This window comes from Novosphingobium sp. PASSN1, from assembly GCF_002278815.1.
Genome location: NZ_NKIS01000002.1, coordinates 19,413 through 37,307, shown reverse-complemented (window position 1 = coordinate 37,307; position 17,895 = coordinate 19,413). Strand labels below are relative to the sequence as shown.

The 17,895-nt window shown below is 64.5% G+C and carries 18 protein-coding genes, 1 tRNA gene and 1 pseudogene; 14 read left to right on the top strand and 6 right to left on the bottom strand.

Going from position 1 to position 17,895, the window contains the following annotated elements; all coding sequences use genetic code 11:
• Window position 1 precedes the first annotated feature (1 nt).
• A complete protein-coding gene (locus CFE35_RS03100) occupies window positions 2-772 on the top strand; it encodes a hypothetical protein (protein ID WP_292927863.1) in 771 nt (256 codons plus the stop codon).
• Window positions 772-1,077, top strand: coding sequence for a hypothetical protein (locus tag CFE35_RS03095; protein ID WP_292927861.1), 306 nt, complete (start codon window positions 772-774; stop codon window positions 1,075-1,077). The genes CFE35_RS03100 and CFE35_RS03095 overlap by 1 nt, the downstream gene beginning before the upstream one ends.
• Here CFE35_RS03095 and CFE35_RS03090 read toward each other — a convergent pair.
• Window positions 1,074-1,445, bottom strand: coding sequence for a hypothetical protein (locus CFE35_RS03090; protein ID WP_292927859.1), 372 nt, complete (start codon window positions 1,443-1,445; stop codon window positions 1,074-1,076). The genes CFE35_RS03095 and CFE35_RS03090 overlap by 4 nt on opposite strands.
• Window positions 1,442-3,199: a fatty acyl-AMP ligase gene (locus tag CFE35_RS03085; protein WP_292927857.1), complete on the bottom strand. Its 1,758-nt coding sequence runs from the start codon at window positions 3,197-3,199 to the stop codon at window positions 1,442-1,444. Before CFE35_RS03085 ends, CFE35_RS03090 begins: the two co-directional genes overlap by 4 nt.
• A 132-nt stretch (window positions 3,200-3,331) precedes the next feature.
• On the opposite strand from CFE35_RS03085, the gene CFE35_RS03080 reads away from it, so the two are divergent.
• From CFE35_RS03080 to CFE35_RS03065, 4 genes and pseudogenes are all read left to right on the top strand, one after another.
• Window positions 3,332-3,928, top strand: a complete 597-nt coding sequence (locus tag CFE35_RS03080) for a RecX family transcriptional regulator (protein ID WP_292927855.1) — start codon at window positions 3,332-3,334, stop codon at window positions 3,926-3,928.
• Entirely contained in the window at window positions 3,906-4,421 is a 516-nt protein-coding gene (locus tag CFE35_RS03075; RefSeq protein ID WP_292928835.1) for a DUF192 domain-containing protein, read from the top strand. The genes CFE35_RS03080 and CFE35_RS03075 overlap by 23 nt, the downstream gene beginning before the upstream one ends.
• Window positions 4,422-4,473: 52 nt before the next feature.
• Window positions 4,474-4,887: an NADH:ubiquinone oxidoreductase subunit NDUFA12 gene (locus CFE35_RS03070; RefSeq protein ID WP_292927853.1), complete on the top strand. Its 414-nt coding sequence runs from the start codon at window positions 4,474-4,476 to the stop codon at window positions 4,885-4,887.
• Window positions 4,887-5,297: pseudogene (locus CFE35_RS03065) on the top strand (DUF2155 domain-containing protein); the annotation flags it as partial. The gene CFE35_RS03070 and the pseudogene CFE35_RS03065, both read left to right, overlap by 1 nt.
• Window positions 5,298-5,332: 35 nt before the next feature.
• Here CFE35_RS03065 and aat read toward each other — a convergent pair.
• A complete protein-coding gene (aat, locus tag CFE35_RS03060) occupies window positions 5,333-6,103 on the bottom strand; it encodes a leucyl/phenylalanyl-tRNA--protein transferase (protein ID WP_292927851.1) in 771 nt (256 codons plus the stop codon).
• Window positions 6,104-6,167: 64 nt separating this feature from the next.
• On the opposite strand from aat, the gene CFE35_RS03055 reads away from it, so the two are divergent.
• The 7 genes from CFE35_RS03055 (at window position 6,168) to rplA (ending at window position 14,560) form a co-directional block, all read left to right on the top strand.
• Window positions 6,168-6,243: transfer RNA gene (locus CFE35_RS03055), tRNA-Trp, on the top strand.
• A 104-nt stretch (window positions 6,244-6,347) separates the two neighbouring features.
• Window positions 6,348-7,394 carry an NAD(P)-dependent alcohol dehydrogenase gene (locus CFE35_RS03050; RefSeq protein WP_292927849.1) on the top strand — a complete coding sequence of 349 codons (1,047 nt, stop codon included), beginning with the start codon at window positions 6,348-6,350 and terminating at the stop codon, window positions 7,392-7,394.
• 233 nt (window positions 7,395-7,627) lie between these two features.
• Window positions 7,628-7,828, top strand: coding sequence for a preprotein translocase subunit SecE (secE, locus tag CFE35_RS03045; protein ID WP_292928833.1), 201 nt, complete (start codon window positions 7,628-7,630; stop codon window positions 7,826-7,828).
• A gap of 35 nt (window positions 7,829-7,863) precedes the next feature.
• Entirely contained in the window at window positions 7,864-8,400 is a 537-nt protein-coding gene (nusG, locus tag CFE35_RS03040) for a transcription termination/antitermination protein NusG (RefSeq protein ID WP_067906232.1), read from the top strand.
• 122 nt (window positions 8,401-8,522) lie between these two features.
• A complete protein-coding gene (locus CFE35_RS03035; protein ID WP_292927844.1) occupies window positions 8,523-13,238 on the top strand; it encodes a calcium-binding protein in 4,716 nt (1,571 codons plus the stop codon).
• A gap of 190 nt (window positions 13,239-13,428) precedes the next feature.
• Window positions 13,429-13,857: a 50S ribosomal protein L11 gene (rplK, locus tag CFE35_RS03030; protein WP_292927842.1), complete on the top strand. Its 429-nt coding sequence runs from the start codon at window positions 13,429-13,431 to the stop codon at window positions 13,855-13,857.
• Between the two features lie 4 nt (window positions 13,858-13,861).
• Window positions 13,862-14,560, top strand: a complete 699-nt coding sequence (gene rplA, locus CFE35_RS03025; protein WP_292927840.1) for a 50S ribosomal protein L1 — start codon at window positions 13,862-13,864, stop codon at window positions 14,558-14,560.
• A 65-nt stretch (window positions 14,561-14,625) separates the two neighbouring features.
• Here rplA and CFE35_RS03020 read toward each other — a convergent pair whose 3' ends face one another.
• The 3 genes from CFE35_RS03020 to CFE35_RS03010 form a co-directional block, all read right to left on the bottom strand.
• Window positions 14,626-15,579 carry an NAD(P)-dependent oxidoreductase gene (locus CFE35_RS03020; RefSeq protein WP_292927838.1) on the bottom strand — a complete coding sequence of 318 codons (954 nt, stop codon included), beginning with the start codon at window positions 15,577-15,579 and terminating at the stop codon, window positions 14,626-14,628.
• Entirely contained in the window at window positions 15,579-16,019 is a 441-nt protein-coding gene (locus CFE35_RS03015; RefSeq protein WP_292927836.1) for a hypothetical protein, read from the bottom strand. Before CFE35_RS03015 ends, CFE35_RS03020 begins: the two co-directional genes overlap by 1 nt.
• A 110-nt stretch (window positions 16,020-16,129) precedes the next feature.
• Complete coding sequence (locus tag CFE35_RS03010) at window positions 16,130-16,891, bottom strand: molybdopterin-binding protein (RefSeq protein ID WP_292927835.1); 762 nt, start codon at window positions 16,889-16,891, stop codon at window positions 16,130-16,132.
• A 175-nt stretch (window positions 16,892-17,066) separates the two neighbouring features.
• Here CFE35_RS03010 and CFE35_RS03005 point away from each other — a divergent pair, with 175 nt between their 5' ends.
• On the top strand, window positions 17,067-17,855 hold the full coding sequence (locus tag CFE35_RS03005; RefSeq protein ID WP_292927833.1) for an alpha/beta hydrolase: 789 nt from the start codon (window positions 17,067-17,069) through the stop codon (window positions 17,853-17,855).
• Window positions 17,856-17,895: the final 40 nt, after the last annotated feature.

Below are 17,895 nucleotides of genomic sequence, written 5' to 3'. Positions count from 1 at the left end.
AATGGCGGAAACCGCGAGCGACAGCAGCCGCATCCTTGCCGAGGCGCGCAATTCGTTGCAGCGCCAGCAGGCGGGGGGGCGGCGTTTGGGCGGCAAGTCCATCGGGCGCCGCTCGGCGGAACTGAAGCGGCTGCACGTGGCGCGCAAGGCTGCGCGCATGGCCTTCGCGGTCATGGGTATCCTCTTCGCGGCGCTCGTCACGGGGCTGGTGATCGATGGCATCGGCTTTACCGGCATCGTCGTCACGTTCCTTGCGATTGTGGGGGCGCTAGGCCTGTTGGGGACTTTCCCGCGGATGAAAGTGCCCGAACTCGGCGCACTCAATCGCGGCGACGTGCGCACGATGGTCGCGCGCACTGAACTCTGGCTCGAAGCCCAGCGCCCGGCGCTCCCCGCCCCGGCGGTGAACCTGATCGACCAGATCGGCGTGCAGCTCGACGGGCTTGGCCTCCAGCTAGAAGGCGTCGATCCGGCAGAACCCGCCGTCTCGGAAGTGCGCAAGCTGGTGGGCGAACACCTCCCCGGCATGGTTGAAAGCTATCGCCGCATTCCAGCGAACCTGAGGCGGGAGGAGCGTGACGGCCGGAATGCCGATCAGCAGCTCACCGACGGCCTCGGCAAGATCAGCGCAGAAATCGATGCGGTGACGCGGCAGCTGGCGGCGGGTGATCTCGATGCGCTGGCCGTGCGGGGCCGGTTCCTCGATTACAAGTACGGCGATGGGATGGATCAGAATGCCCCCCAACTGGCCGCACCGAAGGCCGAAGCCTGATGCGCGTCTCGATCCCCCACACGCTCGGCAAGGATGAACTGCGCCGCCGCATGGCCGCGCGGCTGGGCGATGCCGAAGACAAGGCCAAGGGCATGCTCGGCGGCCTCGCCACGGTCGAAACCACGTGGACCGATGCCGATACACTGGCGCTGGTCGTCAGCGCGATGGGCTACACCATCCCCTGCACCGCTGCGATTGCAGAGGCTTCGCTCGATTTCGAAGTCGAAATCCCCACAGGCGCTGGCTTTGCCCGGCGGATGATCGAAAGCGCGGTGCGCGAAAAGGGCGAGAAGCTGGTGGGTTAGCCGGAAACGCGCCGCGAAAGGCGCGCTTCCATCAGGGCAATCAGCGCATCGAGCGTGGCGATGCCATCCAGCGTCGGCGCATCGATCAGCACCTCGATCTGCCCGCCGCTTTCGCACAGCACTGCTGGCAGCGGCACATGCTTGTGGGGCGTATCGTCCTTGTGCTGGAACACCGCCGGGATCCCCAGCGCGGCCAGCCACTTGCGCCACTTCGGGTCCATCCGCAGCGAACCATACGTCAGCGCGCACAAGCTGCACGGATAGGTCGCAGGGGACAGCGTCTTGTGCAGCGAATCGAGCACCATCTGCACCAGACCGCCATCTGCATTGTAGATGAAGATCAGACGGTCCGGGGCAGGCGCGGTCACGCTGCGAGGCTGTAGGGCTCGATCTCGCCGCTCAGATACTGCTTCTTCGCTTTCGCCCGGCTCAGCTTGCCCGAGCTGGTGCGCGGCAGCGTGCGCGGCGGCACGAGTTCGATCACGCAGTTCATGCCGGTGATCGCGCGCACCTTGTCGCGGATCGCGTCGCGCAGCTTCACGCGCTCTTCGGGATCGGACACGCGGCAGTGGACGAGCACGGCGGGGGTCTCCTCGCCGTTTTCGGTTTCGACCGAGAACGCGGCGATATCGCCCTGGTGGAAGCCTGGCAGCTGCTCAACCGCCCATTCGATATCCTGCGGCCAGTGGTTCTTGCCGTTGATGATGATCATGTCCTTCGCCCGGCCGACGATGAACAAGTAGCCCTCTTCATTGAGGTAGCCCATGTCGCCGGTATCGAGCCAGCCGGCCACCATGCAGGCCTCGGTCGCTTCGGGATCGCGGAAGTAGGAGTGCATGATCGACGAACCGCGGCACCACACTTTGCCGATGTGGTGATGCGCAAGGGTCTCGCCCTGCTCGCCGCGCACTTCCACTTCCATGCCGCGCACCGGCACGCCGCAATTGACGATGGCGCGGTAGCGGGCAGGCCGGGACAAATCGCGGGGCGTGCCCGAAAGGCGCTCTTCCTCCACGAGTTCAACGCGGATGCCTTCGCCCGGCGGCATGACCGTGACAGCCAGCGTCGCTTCGGCAAGGCCGTAGCTCGGCAGGAAGGCGTTCGCCTTGAAGCCTGCATCGGCAAAGGCGTTGACGAAGCTCTGCATCACGTCGGGCCGGATCATGTCCGCGCCGTTGCCTGCAATCCGCCAGCGCGAAAGGTCGAAGCGTTCGGCCACGCTGCTCTGGCTGGAAATGCGGCGCGCGCAGATGTCGTAGCCGAAGGTGGGCGAATAGGACATCGAGGTGCCCTTGTTGCGGCTGATCAGATCGAGCCACGCCAGCGGGCGGCGCGCGAAGTCCTCGGTCTTGAGGTAGTCGGCGGAAACCTGATTGGCGATGAGCGAGAGGAAGCAGCCGACGAGGCCCATGTCGTGATACCACGGCAGCCAGCTGATCGCGCGGTCGCCTGGCTGGAACTTCATGCCATGCGAATGGCCCGCAAGGTTCGCCATCAGCGCCCGGTGCGTTACCGCAACGCCGTGGGGGAAGCGGGTGGAGCCGCTGGAATACTGGAGATAGGAAATCGCGTCCGGATCGGGTGTCGGCAGCGTGCAGTCGGCGGGTTCGGCTGCTGCGGTAAACTCCAGCCAGGTCAGCCCCTTGCACCCGCAGCGCTCTGCCGCAGACGCGCAGATTGCGGCGATTTCGTCCGGGTAGAGCAGCATCGCGGGATCGGAGCTGGTGATCTGCACCGCCAGCTGATCGATGTAGTTTTCCTTGCCGCCGAAGCTGGTGGGCAGCGGCAGCGGCACCGGCCATGCCCCGGCATACATCGCGCCGCAGAACAGCGCGGCGAAATCGGGGCCGGTTTCGGCGATCAGGGCGATCCGGTCACCGGGCTTGATGCCCAGCGCGATCAGCCGCCGCGCGGCAACCAGCGCATCGACGCGCAGCTGCGAATAGGGATAGACGTTGACGAGCGTCCCGCGCGCATCATGGAAATTGAGGCCGCACGGACCTTCGGCAACGAAATCCAGCGCATCGCAGAACGTGGGAAAATCGGCAAAACGCCGAGGGCGCCCATCATCGTTGGGCGTGGGAACCAGAGCGGCCTTTGCGGCGGCGTCCAGGACAGTCATGCGTTACCCCGTTTTATTGGTCTGGTTGATCGTGAAACAGTGATCGTGAACTGGGGCCTTGGCGGCCTGTTCTGTTCCCGCAGCGAAGTGCGAGAGGTTTCCATTTAAGCGGGACTGTGGCACGAATGTGGCATGACGCCACACAGTTCCGGACGCGGGCCGGGCCGAGCCGGTGGAACGCGGCAGAAAACCCCGCCCCCGCCGCTGGATCAGGCCGCGCTCGATGCGCTGGCGCTGACCTATGTCGCCCGTTTCGCCACGAGTTCGGGGCGTTTGTCGGACTATCTGCGGCGCAAGCTGCGCGAACGCGGCTGGGCGGAAGAGACCCCGCCGGATGTGGCGGCTATCGTCGCCAGCATGGCGGAGCGCCGCTATCTCGATGATGCCGCCTTTGCCGCCGCCAAAGGCGATGGCCTGCGCCGGCGCGGCTATGGCGCGCGGCGGATCGAGAGCGCGCTGGATCATGACGGGATCGCCGCGCCCTTGCGCGCGGCGGCGCGCGGGAGCGAGACGGAACGCCGCCACGCGGTGCTGGCGTTTGCGCGGCGCAAGCGGTTCTGGCCTTATTCATCAGCACCGTGTCTTGATCCTGCCATGCGCCGCAAGCAGATGGCGGCATACCTTCGCGCCGGGCACGGGCTTGACCATGTGCGCCGGGTGATGGATGCCCCCTCGCTCGAAGAACTGGAAGAATGGGCCGATGAACATGCCGAAGATGCCGTGGAATAGAGTTGCCGGTCTGGCCCTGCTGATCGCGGCGGTTGGCTGCTCGCCGCTCGCCGCCGGATCGACCAGCGCGCAAGGAGCCGCGACAACCGCGCCTGCCGCACAGCCCGCCATCCACCCCGTCTCGGGCCTGACTGTCGTGCCGCTTACCGTCACCACTGCCAGCGGCGTGCATGCTTTCAAGGTGGAGGTTGCCGCCACGCCCGGCGAACAGGAACGCGGCCTGATGTTCCGATCGGTGATGGGCGCGGACGAGGGGATGATCTTCCCGATGAACCCGGCCCGGCCCACCGCATTCTGGATGAAGAACACGGTGATTCCGCTCGATATCATCTTCATCGGGCCGGACCGCAAGGTGCTCAACGTGGCAGCCAATGCGGTGCCTTATGACCTTTCGCCGCTGCCTTCGGATGGCGATGCGGCGGGCGTGCTCGAACTTATCGGCGGGCGCGCGGCGCAGATCGGGCTCAAGCCGGGCGATACTGTAAGCTGGTAAGTCATATCCCGCTTGCCGAAACAGGGCGCGAGCGGCTAAGCGCGCTCTCATCATGAGCATTCTCGGCAAGATCTTCACCTGGTGGGACGGCGCCACCTTCGGCACCATGGTCGACAGCGCGCGCAATGGCGTGAAAGTCGGCACGGACGCGCAAGGGAACACCTACTTCCACGCGCGCAAACCCTATCCCAAGGGTCATCCGTTCGCCGGGCGCGAACGCCGCTGGGTGATCTACAACGGCGCGAACGACGCAAGCCGCGTGCCCGCCGAATGGCACGGCTGGCTTCACGGCAGCATCGATGGCGTGCCCGAAAGCAACCTGCCGCCCGCGCGCATCTGGGAGGTTGATTTCACCCCCAACGCCACCGGCACTTCGGCTGCCTATCGCCCGCAAGGCGCGCTCGAACGCGGCGGCAAGCGCGCGGCGGCCACCGGCGATTACGAAGCCTGGTCGCCCGAGGGCTGATGCGCCGCTTCGCACCGCTGCTGCTGACGCCGGCCCTGCTGGCAGTTTCCGCATGTGGGGGCAACAAGAACGCTGAAGCCCCGCCGCCGAGCGAGGCGACGCAGGCGGCTGGCCCCTCCGCCAATGCTTCAGGCTTCGTTGAAAGCGCGTTCGGCACGCCGGTCAAAGACCGCGTCGCCACGCTCGGCTTTCTCAACAAGCGCAACAACATCACGCAAGTGATCCAGCTGAAGACCGGCGAATCGCGCCGCATCGGCAATGCGATCATCAAGCTCGCCACGTGCGAGCGCACCGCGCCCTGGGAAGATCCGCCAGAGACGGGCGCGTTCGTGCAGCTCTTTGTGGAGGAACGCGCGACCACGGCGGAAAAGCTGGCCTGGCACAAGGTTTTTTCCGGCTGGCTGTTCAAGAACGCCCCCGCGCTCAACGTGGTCGAGCATCCGGTCTATGATGTGTGGGTCAAGGACTGCGCGATGAAGTTCCCCGGCGAGGAAGACAGCCCGGCTGCCGCCGCGTCCACCAGCAGCGCGGCAAAGCCGGCGGGCAAACCTGCGCCTGCTGCTTCGCCTACGCCGGCTCCCGCTCCACCTGCAGCAACGCCCCCGGCCTGAGGGGCCACGGCGGCGCGCAGCAGATCAAGGTAGCGCGCCTGCGGAATTTCCACCGCGCCCAACGAGGCAAGGTGCGGCGTGGTGAACTGGCAATCGAGCAGTTCCACCCCGGCCCGCCGCAGCGCCGCGACCAGCCACGCGAGCGCGACTTTCGAGGCGTCGCTGGCGCGGCTGAACATGCTCTCGCCGCAGAACACCCGGTCGAAGCCGACCCCGTAAAGCCCGCCGACCAGCACTTCGGTGCCGCCCGGCCCTTCTTGCCACACCTCGATCGAATGGGCATGGCCGTGGCGGTGCAGTTCGCCATAGCTTTCCGCGATGCGGTGGCTGATCCAGCTGTCCTCGGCATCGATCCGCGGGGCGGCGCAAGCCGCGATCACGGCATCGAAGGCCTCGTTGCAAGTTACGCGGAACCGCCCGCGCCGCAGCGTGCGCGCCAGACTGTGTGACAAGTGAAAGCCATCGAGCGGCAGAATCGCGCGCATCCGCGGCTCGACCCAGTAGACGTCCGGGTCGTCGCGGCTGTCCGACATCGGAAAGATGCCGGCGCGATAGGCCTGCAGCAGCAATTCCGGCGGGATGATCGAGGTGTCGTGACGGGACATCTGTGCCAGCTTGTTCTTTGGTTGCACTGGCCGCGTCAACCCACTAAGGGCGCTTCTCCGGCACAGGAGTGTAGCTCAGCTGGTAGAGCATCGGTCTCCAAAACCGAGGGCCGGGGGTTCGAATCCCTCCACTCCTGCCATTTCCCGCCTCGGGAATATCCCCGTTTCCCACTTTCGTCAGTATCTCCGCGCCGCTGCCACCTGTCATGGTGTGCACCGCATACTCCTGCCGAAAGTCCCCAACATGACCGTCAAGGCCTACGCTGCCCACGCCGCCGATCAGCCGCTGGCGCCTTTCGCCATCTCCCGCCGTGAGCCCGGCCCGCAGGATGTGGTGATCGAGATCGCGTTTTGCGGCGTGTGCCATTCAGATCTTCACACCGTGCGCAGCGAATGGGGCGGCACGCTCTATCCGTGCGTTCCGGGGCACGAGATCGTCGGCACGGTCAGCGCCGTCGGCAGCGCCGTCACCCGATTCGCCGCCGGTGACACGGTCGGCGTCGGCTGCATCGTCGATAGCTGCCGCACCTGCTCGGCCTGCGGCGAAGGGCTGGAGCAATATTGCGACGGCGGCCTGACCGGCACCTACAATTCGCCCACGCCCGATGCGCCCGGCCACACGCTGGGCGGCTATGCGCAGCGCATCGTGGTGGACGAGAGCTATGTCCTCGCCATCCGCCACAAGCCCGAACAGCTCGCTGCCGTTGCGCCGCTGCTGTGCGCCGGGATCACCACATGGTCTCCGCTGCGCCACTGGAATGCAGGCCCCGGCAAGCGCGTCGGCGTGGTCGGCATCGGCGGGCTTGGCCACATGGGCATCAAGCTGGCGCGGGCGCTGGGCGCGCATGTCACCGGCTTTACCACCAGCCCGCCCAAGCGGCAGGCGATTCTCGATCTGGGCGCACACGAAGTCGTTGTCTCAACCGACAAGGCCGCGATGAAGGCCGCGCAGAGCAGCCTCGATCTCATCATCAACACGGTCTCGCACAGCCACGATCTTGACCCGTTCCTTGGCCTGCTGCGGCGCGATGGAACGATGGTCATGGTTGGCGCGCCGGAGAAACCGCACCCCGCCATCGGCGTGTTCAATCTTCTCATCCGCCGCCGCAGCCTGGCCGGTTCGCTGATTGGCGGCATCGCGGAAACGCAGGAAATGCTCGATTTCTGCGCTGAACACGGTGTCGTTTCAGATATCGAGGTGATTTGCATGGACGAGATCGAGCACGCCTACAGCCGCATGGTGAAGGGCGACGTGCGCTACCGCTTCGTGATCGACAACAGCACGATCTAGTTTTCCGCGGTGACGCGCTGGCGCCGCGCCGCACGCCTGCCTTTCCGCAGGGACTGCAAACGACTCTACCTTGCCAAGCGCCAGCCTTGCGCCTAAATGCGTGGCACTTCCGACATCGGAGACTTCACCTGCCCCTCCCGGACCTGTCCGGGGCGGCGATGAAGCCTAGCCGGAAGCCGTGGAAGCCCTCGATGGACGGGGCTGCGAGTGTCGACGATTGGCAGGAACGTTTGATGGCAAAGCTGAGCCCCGGTGAATTCATCAACCAGGTCCGCGCCGAAGCGCGCAAGGTGATCTGGCCGACCCGCGCCGAGACGACTTCCACCGCGATTTTCGTCGGCATCATGATGCTGATTCTCGCGGTGTTCTTCCTCGGCATCGATTCGATCTTCAATTTGATCGTGCGCTCGCTGCTCTCGCTCGCTGGCGCCTGATCACTCGCACTCACGTTTCACGTAAGGACTGCCCCATGGCCCGCTGGTACATCATTCACGCCTATTCCGGCTTCGAGAACAAGGTGAAGGAAGCGATCCTTTCCGAAGCCGAACGCATCGGCCTCTCGCAGCTCGTCGAAGCAGTGGAAGTGCCCACCGAAACCGTGACCGAAGTGAAGCGCGGCAAGAAGGTTCAGGTCGAGCGCAAGTTCATGCCGGGCTACGTGCTCGCCAAGCTGGCGATGAACGACGACATCTACCACCTCGTCAAGAACACCCCCAAGGTGACCGGCTTCCTCGGCAACAACAACAAGCCGCAGCCGATTTCCGACAAGGAAGCCGCTCGCTATTTCGGCGCGCGCGAAGCCGCCGCTGCCGAACCGCGCAAGCAGGTGCTGGTCGATTACGAGATCGGCGATTCGGTCAAGGTCAATGCTGGCCCGTTCGCTTCGTTCAACGGCACGGTCGAAGAACTCGATTTCGAAAAGCAGCGCGTCAAGGTCGCCGTCTCGATCTTCGGCCGTGCCACGCCGGTCGAACTCAGCTTCGAAGAAGTCGAACTCGTCAAGTAAGCTCGGCGCGCCCAATTGCGCCGAGAATGAAGTTGACCCGCGGTGTGCGCACCGTCACGCTGACATAGGTAGAATCGGTTATATCGCCGTTTCACTACCTTTGCAGTGAGGCGGCGGCATATATGGCAACTTTCACGGGCGCGGCGCGCACCGCCAATACCTTTGTTGGAACTGCGGCCGACGATCTGTTTCGATTTGCTGCGGCGGATATCAACGCAAGCGATAGAATAACCGGTGGCGTCGGCAGGGACCGTCTGCAATTGACCAGCGCAGGCCTCCTCGCGGGCACGGCGCTCGCCGGGGTCAAGGGCGTGGAGCAGATCGCGCTTGCCAATGGTGCCAACGCGATCAAGCTGTTGGATGTCAATTTCACCGGCGGCACTGGCCGCAAGATCGCCGTGTCTGGCGGTTCCGGCAATGATCGGATCGATGCTTCCAGCCTCACAGGTGCCAACCGGATTGATGTGTCGTCGGGCGGCGGGCTGGATGTGCTGCGCGGCGGTGCAGGAGCCGATGTGTTCCGCTTTGCTGCTGCGAATCTCGGCGGCGACACCGTGGTCGGTGGGGGCGGCAGCGATCTGCTGCTGCTGACCACCGGAGGAAAGCTGGGTACCGGCGGTATCGGCCTTGCGTCCGGGATCGAAACGGTCCGGCTGGCCGCGGCAGGCAATATCATCAGCCTGACGAACGCGAACTTTGTGGGCGTTGCGGGCGCAAAGATTGTGGTGACCGGCGGCGCGGGCGCGGACAGCGTAGACGCTTCTGCACTCACCGGTGCGAACCGCGTTGATATCACCGCAGGTGCAGACGCCGATATGCTGCGCGGCGGCGCGGGGGCAGACGTGTTCCGCTTCACCGCTGCCAATATGGCTGGCGATATCGTGGTCGGCGGCCTTGGCAGCGATCTGCTGGTACTCACCACCGGCGGAAAGCTGGGCACTGGCGGGATCACCCGCGTGAGCGGTGTTGAAACCATTGCGCTTGCGGCAGGCGGCAATCCGATCACCCTGACGAATGCCAACTTTGCGGGCGTGCTGGGCGCAAAGATTGCGGTGAGGGGCAGCGCGGGCGCAGACATTGTGGATGCATCCGGCCTGACCGGCGCGAATGCAATCGACGTGACGGCAGGCTTGGGCGCAGACGTGCTCCGCGGCGGCGCGGGGGCGGATGTGTTCCGCTTTGCCGCTGCCAACATGGCTGGCGATACCGTGTCCGGCGGTCTTGGCAGCGATCTGCTGGTGCTGACGACCGGCGGCGCGCTGGGCACTGGCGGGATCACCCGCGTGAGCGGTGTCGAAACCATTGCGCTTGCGGCAGGCGGCAATCCGATCACCCTGACGAATGCGAACTTTGCGGGTGTGGTGGGCGCAAAGATCGTGGTCAGCGGCGGAGCGAGCGACAACACGGTCAATGCAGCAGGCCTCACCGGGGTGAACCGCATTGACGTAACCGCGGGCGCAGGGTTCGACACCTTGCGCGGCGGCGCGGGGGCGGATGTGTTCCGCTTTGCCTTCCTGAACCTGAGGGGCGATGTCATCGCGGGCGGCGCGGGCAGCGATACGGTGCTGCTGACCACGGCGGGCGGACTGCCGTCAAACGCGCTGCGCTCGATGACCGGGGTCGAGCGTGTGCTGCTGGCAGCAGACGGCAATGCCATCACCTTGGAGAATGCGAACTTCACGGGCGTGGCGGGCGCGAAAATCACCGTGATCGGCGGCGCGGGCGCGAACCCGAACACGGTCAATGCCTCGGGGCTGACTGGCGCAAACGCCATTGATGTGACGGCTGGCGGGGGGCTGGATGTGCTGCGCGGCGGCGCGGGCAACGATGTGTTCCGCTTCACCAAGGCGCAATTGGACGGCGACACCGTGCAGGGCGGGGGCGGGATCGATACGCTGCTGCTCACCACAACCGGCGGGCTCGGGGGCACCGCGCTCGCCCATGTCACGGGGGTCGAAACCATCCGGTTTGCGGTGGGCGGCAACACGCTGGCCCTGATCGATGCGAACTTTGCCGGCGTGGCAGGCGGGGTCATCAAGGTGATCGGCGGGGGCGGCCCCAATCTGGTCGATGCCGGGCAGCTGACTGGCGTCAACAAAATCGACGTGACAGCTGGGAAGGATTTCGACAGCCTGTTCGGCGGCGCGGGGGATGATGTGTTTCGCTTTGCCCGGCTTGATTTGACAGCGGATGATACGGTTACCGGCGGCACGGGCTTTGATATGCTCGTGCTATCAGACACCGGGGCGCTTGCTGTCGATGCGCTGGCGGGTGTGACCGGGATCGACCGGATCAGCCTGGCTGCAGGCGGCAATTCGCTGAAGCTGACCGACGCCAACTATGCCGTCGGCACCTATTTCGGCGAGATCGACTTCGTCGGTGCCGCTGGGAGCAGCGTGATCGACGGTACCGATTTAACCGGCACGCATGGCATCTATTTTGTTGATGGTGGCGCAGCCGATACGATCATGGGCGGGGCGGGCCGCGATCGCCTGGTTTTTCAAAACGGCAACGTTTTCGTGACTGGAGATACCTTCAATGGCGGTGGCGGCAATGTAGACGTCATCTTCATCGATCGGTCGATGGATTTTCTGGGCAGCACGATCAGCAACGTCGAACAGTTGCTGACGTTTGGCTCCGGCAGCACAAGTGTCACGATCAGCGGAGAGAATGCCGCCGGGTTCGACACATTTGGCAGCTCTTCGTCCAACGCGGTGGACGACATCTTTACTGTCCAGCTTTCCGCCGGCTCCACCACCGATCTTTCGAATTTGACGCTGGTGCAGGCCAGTGCTGGCGATGCGATCAAGGTCGTTGCCACTGGCGGCAGCACCAGCGTCACGCTGTCCTCGTCCATCGCCAGCTTCACCGGCAGCGCGGATGACGATACGGTGCGCTTTGCGTCGGATCAGACCTTCGCCGGGGGCGCGGTGATCGCGGGCGGCGGCGGGACTGACCAGATAACGCTTACCACGTCAGGCAATCTTGCGGCGGATGCGCTGGTGAACGTGACCGGGATAGAGCAGATCGTGCTGGCTGCGGGCGGCAATGCGCTGACACTGACCGACGCCAATTTTGCCGTACCTATCGCAGGCCAACTCATTATCTTTGCCTCTGCCGGAAGCAGTTCGATCACCGGTTCCGACCTGAGCGGCACGAACGGCCTGTACATTTACGATGGTGGCGGGGCCGATACGATCATCGGCGGTGCCGGGAGCGATGTTCTGGACCTGCGCGGAAGGGTGTTCGTCGCCGGAGATACGTTCGATGGCGGCGATGGCAACGACGGAATCGCCATCGACCGTTCGTTGGACTTGCTGGGCAGCACGATAAGCCATGTCGAACAGTTGCTCAACTTTGGTACCAATGCCGTAAATGTCAGCATCAGCGGCGAAAATGCGGCTGCTATGTTATCCATGGGCAATGCCGGGGCCAACGGGGTGGACGACGTGTTCACCGTCCGCCTTTCCGCCGGTTCCACCACCGATCTTTCGAACCTGACGCTGTATGCCCCCGATGCCGCCGATGCGATCAATGTCGTCGCCACTGGTGGTTCCACCAGCGTCACGTTGTCCTCGTCCATCGCCAGCTTCACCGGCAGCGCAGGTGCGGACAGGGTGAGCTTTGCGCCGGGGGGCGGGTACAACGCAAACGCGCTGATCAAAGGCGGAAGCGGCAATGACCGTTTCTTCATTCACTCCACTGCCGAAGTGGCGGGCGACATCATCGACGGCGGTAGCGACTTCGACACGATCGAAGTGCTGGGCGATACCGACTTCACCGCCGCGACGATCAGCGGCATCGAATCGCTTATCCTTCGCGCAACGGACGCAGCAGGCACTGCGATCCGCGCAGACGTGACCGCCACCGTGTCAGGATCACAGGCAGCGGCGCTGGTCCAGGTGATCCCCAACGGAACCTTTTTCGGTACGGTGGAGACGCTGGTGGTAAACGCCGACACAACCTCGCTCGATCTCTCGCACCTCAATTTCATTGGTTGGTCCGCCAGCGAGGATCGTGTGGTAATCAACGGCACTGGCGGCACTGACACAATCATCGGCACCAGCCAGAATGATGTGATCCACGGCAGCGTCGGCCTCGATATCTTGAGCGGAGGGGGCGGTGATGATCAGATCGATTACAACGTCTACCAGACTTCTGGCATGGATGGCGGCAGCGGCACCGATACGATCGTATTTAAGTATGCACCTTTATCCACTCTGGTATCGATCACGGTTGATCTGGCGGCAGGCAGTATAACGGAATTCACGCCCGACCCATTCGCCTTCAATGGCGCCGATTTCGAGAACGCCGATTTCACCGAAAATGTGGTCAAAACCACGATGATCGGCACCGACGGCGACAACATCCTGATCGGCGGATCAGCTGACGACACGATCACCGGCGGATTTGGCGCGGATACGCTGACCGGCGGCGGCGGCGCGGACAGCTTCGTGTGGAACGACAAGCTGGAAGGCGGCGATACGGTCACCGATTTTGTGCGCGGCACCGACCATCTGGTTTTCAGCGCGTCGCAATTTGGGTTCACCGGGGCCAGCTTCGACACGGTGGTTGTCGAAAATGGCAGCTCGACGGATTTCAGTAATGCCGACCTTATCCTGACAACTGCCAGCCTCACCGCTGCTCAAGCATCAGCTTTTCTTGCGACCGACGCATTCGTGAACGGGCCGATTTTTCTGATTGCGCGCGGTGAAAACTTCCAGAACATTTTGTACTACAGTGCCAATCCAGTTAACTCCCCTGTCGAGATGATCGCCGATCTGGGCTTCGGCGGAAGTCCCAATACATTCGGCCTTGGCGACTTCCTTTTTATCTGATGCGGCGTTGCCCAGCTGTCCCTTGCCCATTGCCAAGCCGCCGCATCCCCGCTAATGGCGCGCACTTCCGGCAGGGGCTCGCCCCCGCCTGATTCCGTGCGGGAGGATGCCCGGTTCAATTGAACGGCATCCGTCTGACCGCTCACTCTGCGGGGCCATCAGGCTCCAACAGGACGAAAGGAGGCCCCTCGTGGCCAAGAAAATTGATGGTTACATCAAGCTGCAGGTTGCAGCTGGTGAAGCGAAGCCCTCACCGCCGATCGGGCCTGCGCTCGGTCAGCGCGGTGTCAACATTATGGGTTTCTGCAAGGAATTCAACGCCGCGACTCAAGAGGTCGAGAAGGGCACCCCGCTGCCCACGATCATCACGGTCTATTCGGACAAGTCGTTCACTTTCGTGACCAAGACGCCGCCGGCCACCTTCCTCATCAAGAAGGTGCTGGGCATCAAGTCGGGTTCGAAGGAGCCGGGCAAGATCTCGGCCGGCAAGATCACCCGTGATCAGCTCGCCGAAGTGGCGCAGACCAAGATGGTCGATCTCAACGCCAACGACCTCGACGCCGCTATCAAGATCATCGAAGGCTCGGCTCGCGCCATGGGCCTGCAGGTGGAGGGTTGATCCGATGAAGACGACCAAGAACCAGAAGGCCCTCGCCGAAAAGCTGGGTGACAACCAGAAGCTCTACAAGATCGATGAAGCCATCCAGCTTCTCAAGGACCTCAAGCGCACCAAGTTCGACGAGTCGCTCGAAGTCGCGCTGAACCTCGGTGTCGATCCGCGCCACGCTGATCAGATGGTCCGCGGCATGGTGACCCTGCCCGCAGGCACCGGCAAGGACGTCAAGGTTGCCGTGTTCGCGCGCGGTGACAAGGCCGAAGCCGCTCTGGCGGCCGGCGCTGACAAGGTTGGCGCCGAAGACCTGCTGGAAGACATGCAGAACGGCAACCTCGACTATGGCCGCGTGATCGCCACGCCGGACATGATGGGCATTGTCGGCCGCCTCGGCAAGGTGCTGGGTCCCAAGGGCCTGATGCCGAACCCGAAGCTCGGCACGGTCACGCCGAACGTGGCGGATGCGGTCAAGGCGGCGAAGGCCGGCCAGATCGAGTTCCGCGTCGAAAAGGCGGGCATCATCCACGGCGGCATCGGCAAGATGAGCTTCTCGAACGAGCAGCTGCGCGCCAACTTTGATGCCTTCGTCGATGCCATCGTCAAGGCGAAGCCTGCTGGCGCCAAGGGCAAGTACTTGCGCAAGGTCGGCCTGTCTTCGTCGATGGGCCCCGGCCTGAAGGTTGACGTGGCGGAAGTCCACGGCGGCTGATCGCACGGCGCATTGCCAAACGGATAGAGGGCCGGGAGGGGAAACCTTCCCGGCCCTTTTTCGTTTCAGCGCCCCTTGATCAGCGGCGACGTATAGGCCGGATCATGCGCGAACGGTAACTGCGCGCCGTCCCGAAGCGCCGCGAGCACCGCTGCGAAGTCTGTCCTTGCCCGCCAGCCCAGCTCCCGCTCGGCCAGACCCGCGTCATAGACCCGGCCCAGGCTCTTCGGCAGTTCCCACCCGCGCGCCGCAAACTGCGCTTCGGCGTCCGGAAACCGCTCGCGGATCAGTGCTGCCGCATCGCGTTTCAGCCGCGCTGCATCCTCGCGCGCAAACGGCGTCGGTGCACTCGCGATATAGAGCCCGAAGCCGAGCTCAGGTGCCTTCTCAAGCGCCCGCACATGCGCCGCCGCAGCATCCTCCACGGTCAGCCGCCGGTGCAGCAGTTCGATCGCCTTGAGGTTCTCCCCTGAAGGCCTGCGATGCGTATCATCGTCCTCCGGAAAGAAGCGCGAAGTGCGCAGCACCACGCAAGGCAGCCCATGCTCAGCCGCGTGGAGTCTGCACAGCCCCTCTGCCGCCAGCTTGGTGACGCCATAGATATTGCGCGGTGCCAGTGGTCCTGTCCGCTCGTCCAGCCATATCACTTCGGGCGTGTCCTCGCGCCTGATCGCTTCGCTGATCATCAGCGATGTGGTGGAGGTCATCACGAAGCGGTCATGCCCCGCCTTCCGCGCTGCTTCGAGCAGGTTGAGCGTGCCGGTCACGTTCACATCGACAAACGCCTGCACTGGATAGCGCGCGATGTCGGGCTTGTGCAGCGCGGCCGTGTGGATCACCGCGTCGATCCCCAGCCCCATGGCCCGGTCGACAACCCGCCGATCCGACACGTTACCCACCACATGTGTTTCCGGCCCCGGCGCAAGATCGAGCCCTGTCACCGTATGGCCAGCCGTCCGCAGTGCTGGTGCCAGAAACCGGCCCAGCCAGCCGGAAGAACCGGTCAGAAGAACGCGCATCAGCCTGCCTTCCTCGCCAGATTGGCGCGTGTGTAGCACTCTGCAACAAAGCTGATCCCCCGCCCGTCGGCCAGGCGCAGCACTGCCTTGTGGGAGAGCACCGTGCCTGCCGGACATTCCGCCGCGCGGCCCCGGCGGCTCTCCAGCCGTTCGCGGGTAAAGCCCAGCGGCCGCACCACCGTGCCGAAGGGCGTGCGGGTCGTCTCCAGCGCGGTGTTCATCGCCGGGGTCAGACGCGCAGGCACATACCAGTTCTTTGCGTCTGACAGGATCGTGCCGCCGCAGCGCAGCCGGACATGGCGATAGGCCAGCGGCTCCTCCGCACCTATGCCAAGCGCCGCACGGATCGCGGGGGAGGCTTCCTCCCGCTCGCTGCGGTCGCTTTCCGCCACGATCTCGGCTGGCGCGGCAATCCCGCGCGCGGTGCACCATTGCTGCAAGGCTGCCGTGGCGCTGTCATGCGCGGCCAGCGTGCGCTCGAAACGGGGTAGCGTCGGCGCGCAAGCCGCCAGCGCCAGCAGCGCGGCAGCGGCGGCAGCCGTCCGCGGGATCAGATGCCCCCCGGCACTGCCTCGCGGCCCAGCGCGGTCAGCCCGTCCACCAGCACCTGCGCGACAGCATCGAGCACCGCCTGATCGGTCGAGCGAATGACAAAGTTTGCGCCCACGCGCCCTTCGCGGAAGAAGGGATAACTGCCGATCTGGCACCCATCGTGCGTCTTCTCGGTCTCGCGCAGCAGGTCCGCTACCTCGCTTTCGGCCACCCAGCAGCCCACGGTCGCGGAAAGCAGCGGCAAGCCGCCTTCCAGCGTGCCGGTCAGCCCGTCGAGCATCTGCGCGGTGATCCCCGGCACGCCCGCCATCAGGAACACATTGCCCGCCTGGATCCCCGGCGCGCCCGAAAGTCGGTTGGGGATGAGGCTGGCACCCTCCGGCACTCGCGCCATGCGCAGCCGCGCCGGATTGATCCCGCCGCGCGGTTCGTAATAGCGCGTCAGCATCGCTTCGGCTTCGGGGTGGATTGCCACCGGCACGCCCAGCGCCTCGGCCACCGCGTCCACCGTGATGTCATCATGCGTCGGCCCGATGCCGCCCGTGGTGAACAGGTAATCGTTTCGCGCGCGGAGCGCGTTCACCGCCTCGATGATCGCCGCCATGTCATCCGGCACCACGCGCACTTCGCGCAGCCGGATGCCCTGCACCCCAAGCCATGCCGCGACTTGCGCGATGTTCTTGTCGTGCGTTCGGCCAGAGAGGATTTCATCGCCCACGACAATCAGCGCGGCGGTCCAGATGCGGGATGCGTCAGTCATGGGCGCAGCGATAGCGCAAACCTGATGGGGTGCAATGGGGCTTTGAGGGGAAGCGGGGAAGAGACCTTTCGTCCGGGCTCGGGGCGAACCCCCGAAAATGCGGTGCAACGTCCGCTTGGCCCGCCGCCGCACTGCAGATAGGCTTGCGTCCATAGTCTGTCCGGAGCCTGCCACGATGCCGATACGCCGCCGCTATGCCGATTGCCGTGATGGGCAGATCCATGTCCGCGAAGCAGGTGATCCAGCGAAGCCCACGATTTGCCTGTTCCATCAGACTGCCTCGTCCGGTGTGATGTTCGAACAGGTGATGGCGCGGCTGGAAGATCGCTATCACCTGCTGGCGTTTGATTCTCCGGGCTTCGGCCAATCGTATCAGCCCGCCGCCATTCCGGACATGCGCTACGTCGCGGACCGGTTGATGGAAGCCATCGACAGCCTTGGCATTGCCCGGTTCCACGCCTGCGGCCATCACACCGGCGGCTGTGCTGCGGTCGAGATGCCGCGCGCCTTTCCGGGGCGGCTGGGTTCGCTGACCCTGATCGGACCGGTGTTGGTGAACGAGGTGGAGAAGGCGGAATACCGCAAGGTCTTCGTGCGCCCCTTCGCCGCAGAGGCGAGCGGCGCGTTTCTGGCCACGGCGTGGAGCTATCTTGAAATGATCGGCGCGGCGGCCACGGTCGATCTGCATTGCCGCGAAATGGTCGATCACCTCATCGCGCGCGAGACGATGCCGATGGCTTTCAGCGCGGTCTGGAATCAGGATGTCGAAGGCGCGTATCGCTCGGTCGATGTGCCGCTGCACATCATGTGCTCGAAGGATGATGTGCTGTGGCCGCTGTTCGAACGCGCCGGGACCATGCGCCCCGATGCTGTCCAGTCCATCGTCGGCGGGGCCGACTTCCAGCCGGACCGTGATCCGGATGGTGTTGCTAACGCACTCGATGCTTTCCTGCGCGGGCTTTGAGGGGAGCCTGGCGCGGGACCAGTAACAGCGGTTGGCCTCC

What these genes read in the sequence shown, in the direction of transcription:
- CFE35_RS03100 (WP_292927863.1), top strand. Translation starts at nt 2, where the DNA reads ATGGCGGAAACCGCGAGCGACAGCAGCCGCATCCTTGCCGAGGCGCGC.
- CFE35_RS03095 (WP_292927861.1), top strand. Translation starts at nt 772, where the DNA reads ATGCGCGTCTCGATCCCCCACACGCTCGGCAAGGATGAACTGCGCCGC.
- CFE35_RS03085 (WP_292927857.1), bottom strand. Translation starts at nt 3,199, where the DNA reads ATGACTGTCCTGGACGCCGCCGCAAAGGCCGCTCTGGTTCCCACGCCC.
- CFE35_RS03080 (WP_292927855.1), top strand. Translation starts at nt 3,332, where the DNA reads ATGACGCCACACAGTTCCGGACGCGGGCCGGGCCGAGCCGGTGGAACG.
- CFE35_RS03075 (WP_292928835.1), top strand. Translation starts at nt 3,906, where the DNA reads ATGCCGAAGATGCCGTGGAATAGAGTTGCCGGTCTGGCCCTGCTGATC.
- CFE35_RS03070 (WP_292927853.1), top strand. Translation starts at nt 4,474, where the DNA reads ATGAGCATTCTCGGCAAGATCTTCACCTGGTGGGACGGCGCCACCTTC.
- aat (WP_292927851.1), bottom strand. Translation starts at nt 6,103, where the DNA reads ATGTCCCGTCACGACACCTCGATCATCCCGCCGGAATTGCTGCTGCAG.
- CFE35_RS03050 (WP_292927849.1), top strand. Translation starts at nt 6,348, where the DNA reads ATGACCGTCAAGGCCTACGCTGCCCACGCCGCCGATCAGCCGCTGGCG.
- secE (WP_292928833.1), top strand. Translation starts at nt 7,628, where the DNA reads ATGGCAAAGCTGAGCCCCGGTGAATTCATCAACCAGGTCCGCGCCGAA.
- nusG (WP_067906232.1), top strand. Translation starts at nt 7,864, where the DNA reads ATGGCCCGCTGGTACATCATTCACGCCTATTCCGGCTTCGAGAACAAG.
- CFE35_RS03035 (WP_292927844.1), top strand. Translation starts at nt 8,523, where the DNA reads ATGGCAACTTTCACGGGCGCGGCGCGCACCGCCAATACCTTTGTTGGA.
- rplA (WP_292927840.1), top strand. Translation starts at nt 13,862, where the DNA reads ATGAAGACGACCAAGAACCAGAAGGCCCTCGCCGAAAAGCTGGGTGAC.
- CFE35_RS03020 (WP_292927838.1), bottom strand. Translation starts at nt 15,579, where the DNA reads ATGCGCGTTCTTCTGACCGGTTCTTCCGGCTGGCTGGGCCGGTTTCTG.
- CFE35_RS03010 (WP_292927835.1), bottom strand. Translation starts at nt 16,891, where the DNA reads ATGACTGACGCATCCCGCATCTGGACCGCCGCGCTGATTGTCGTGGGC.
- CFE35_RS03005 (WP_292927833.1), top strand. Translation starts at nt 17,067, where the DNA reads ATGCCGATACGCCGCCGCTATGCCGATTGCCGTGATGGGCAGATCCAT.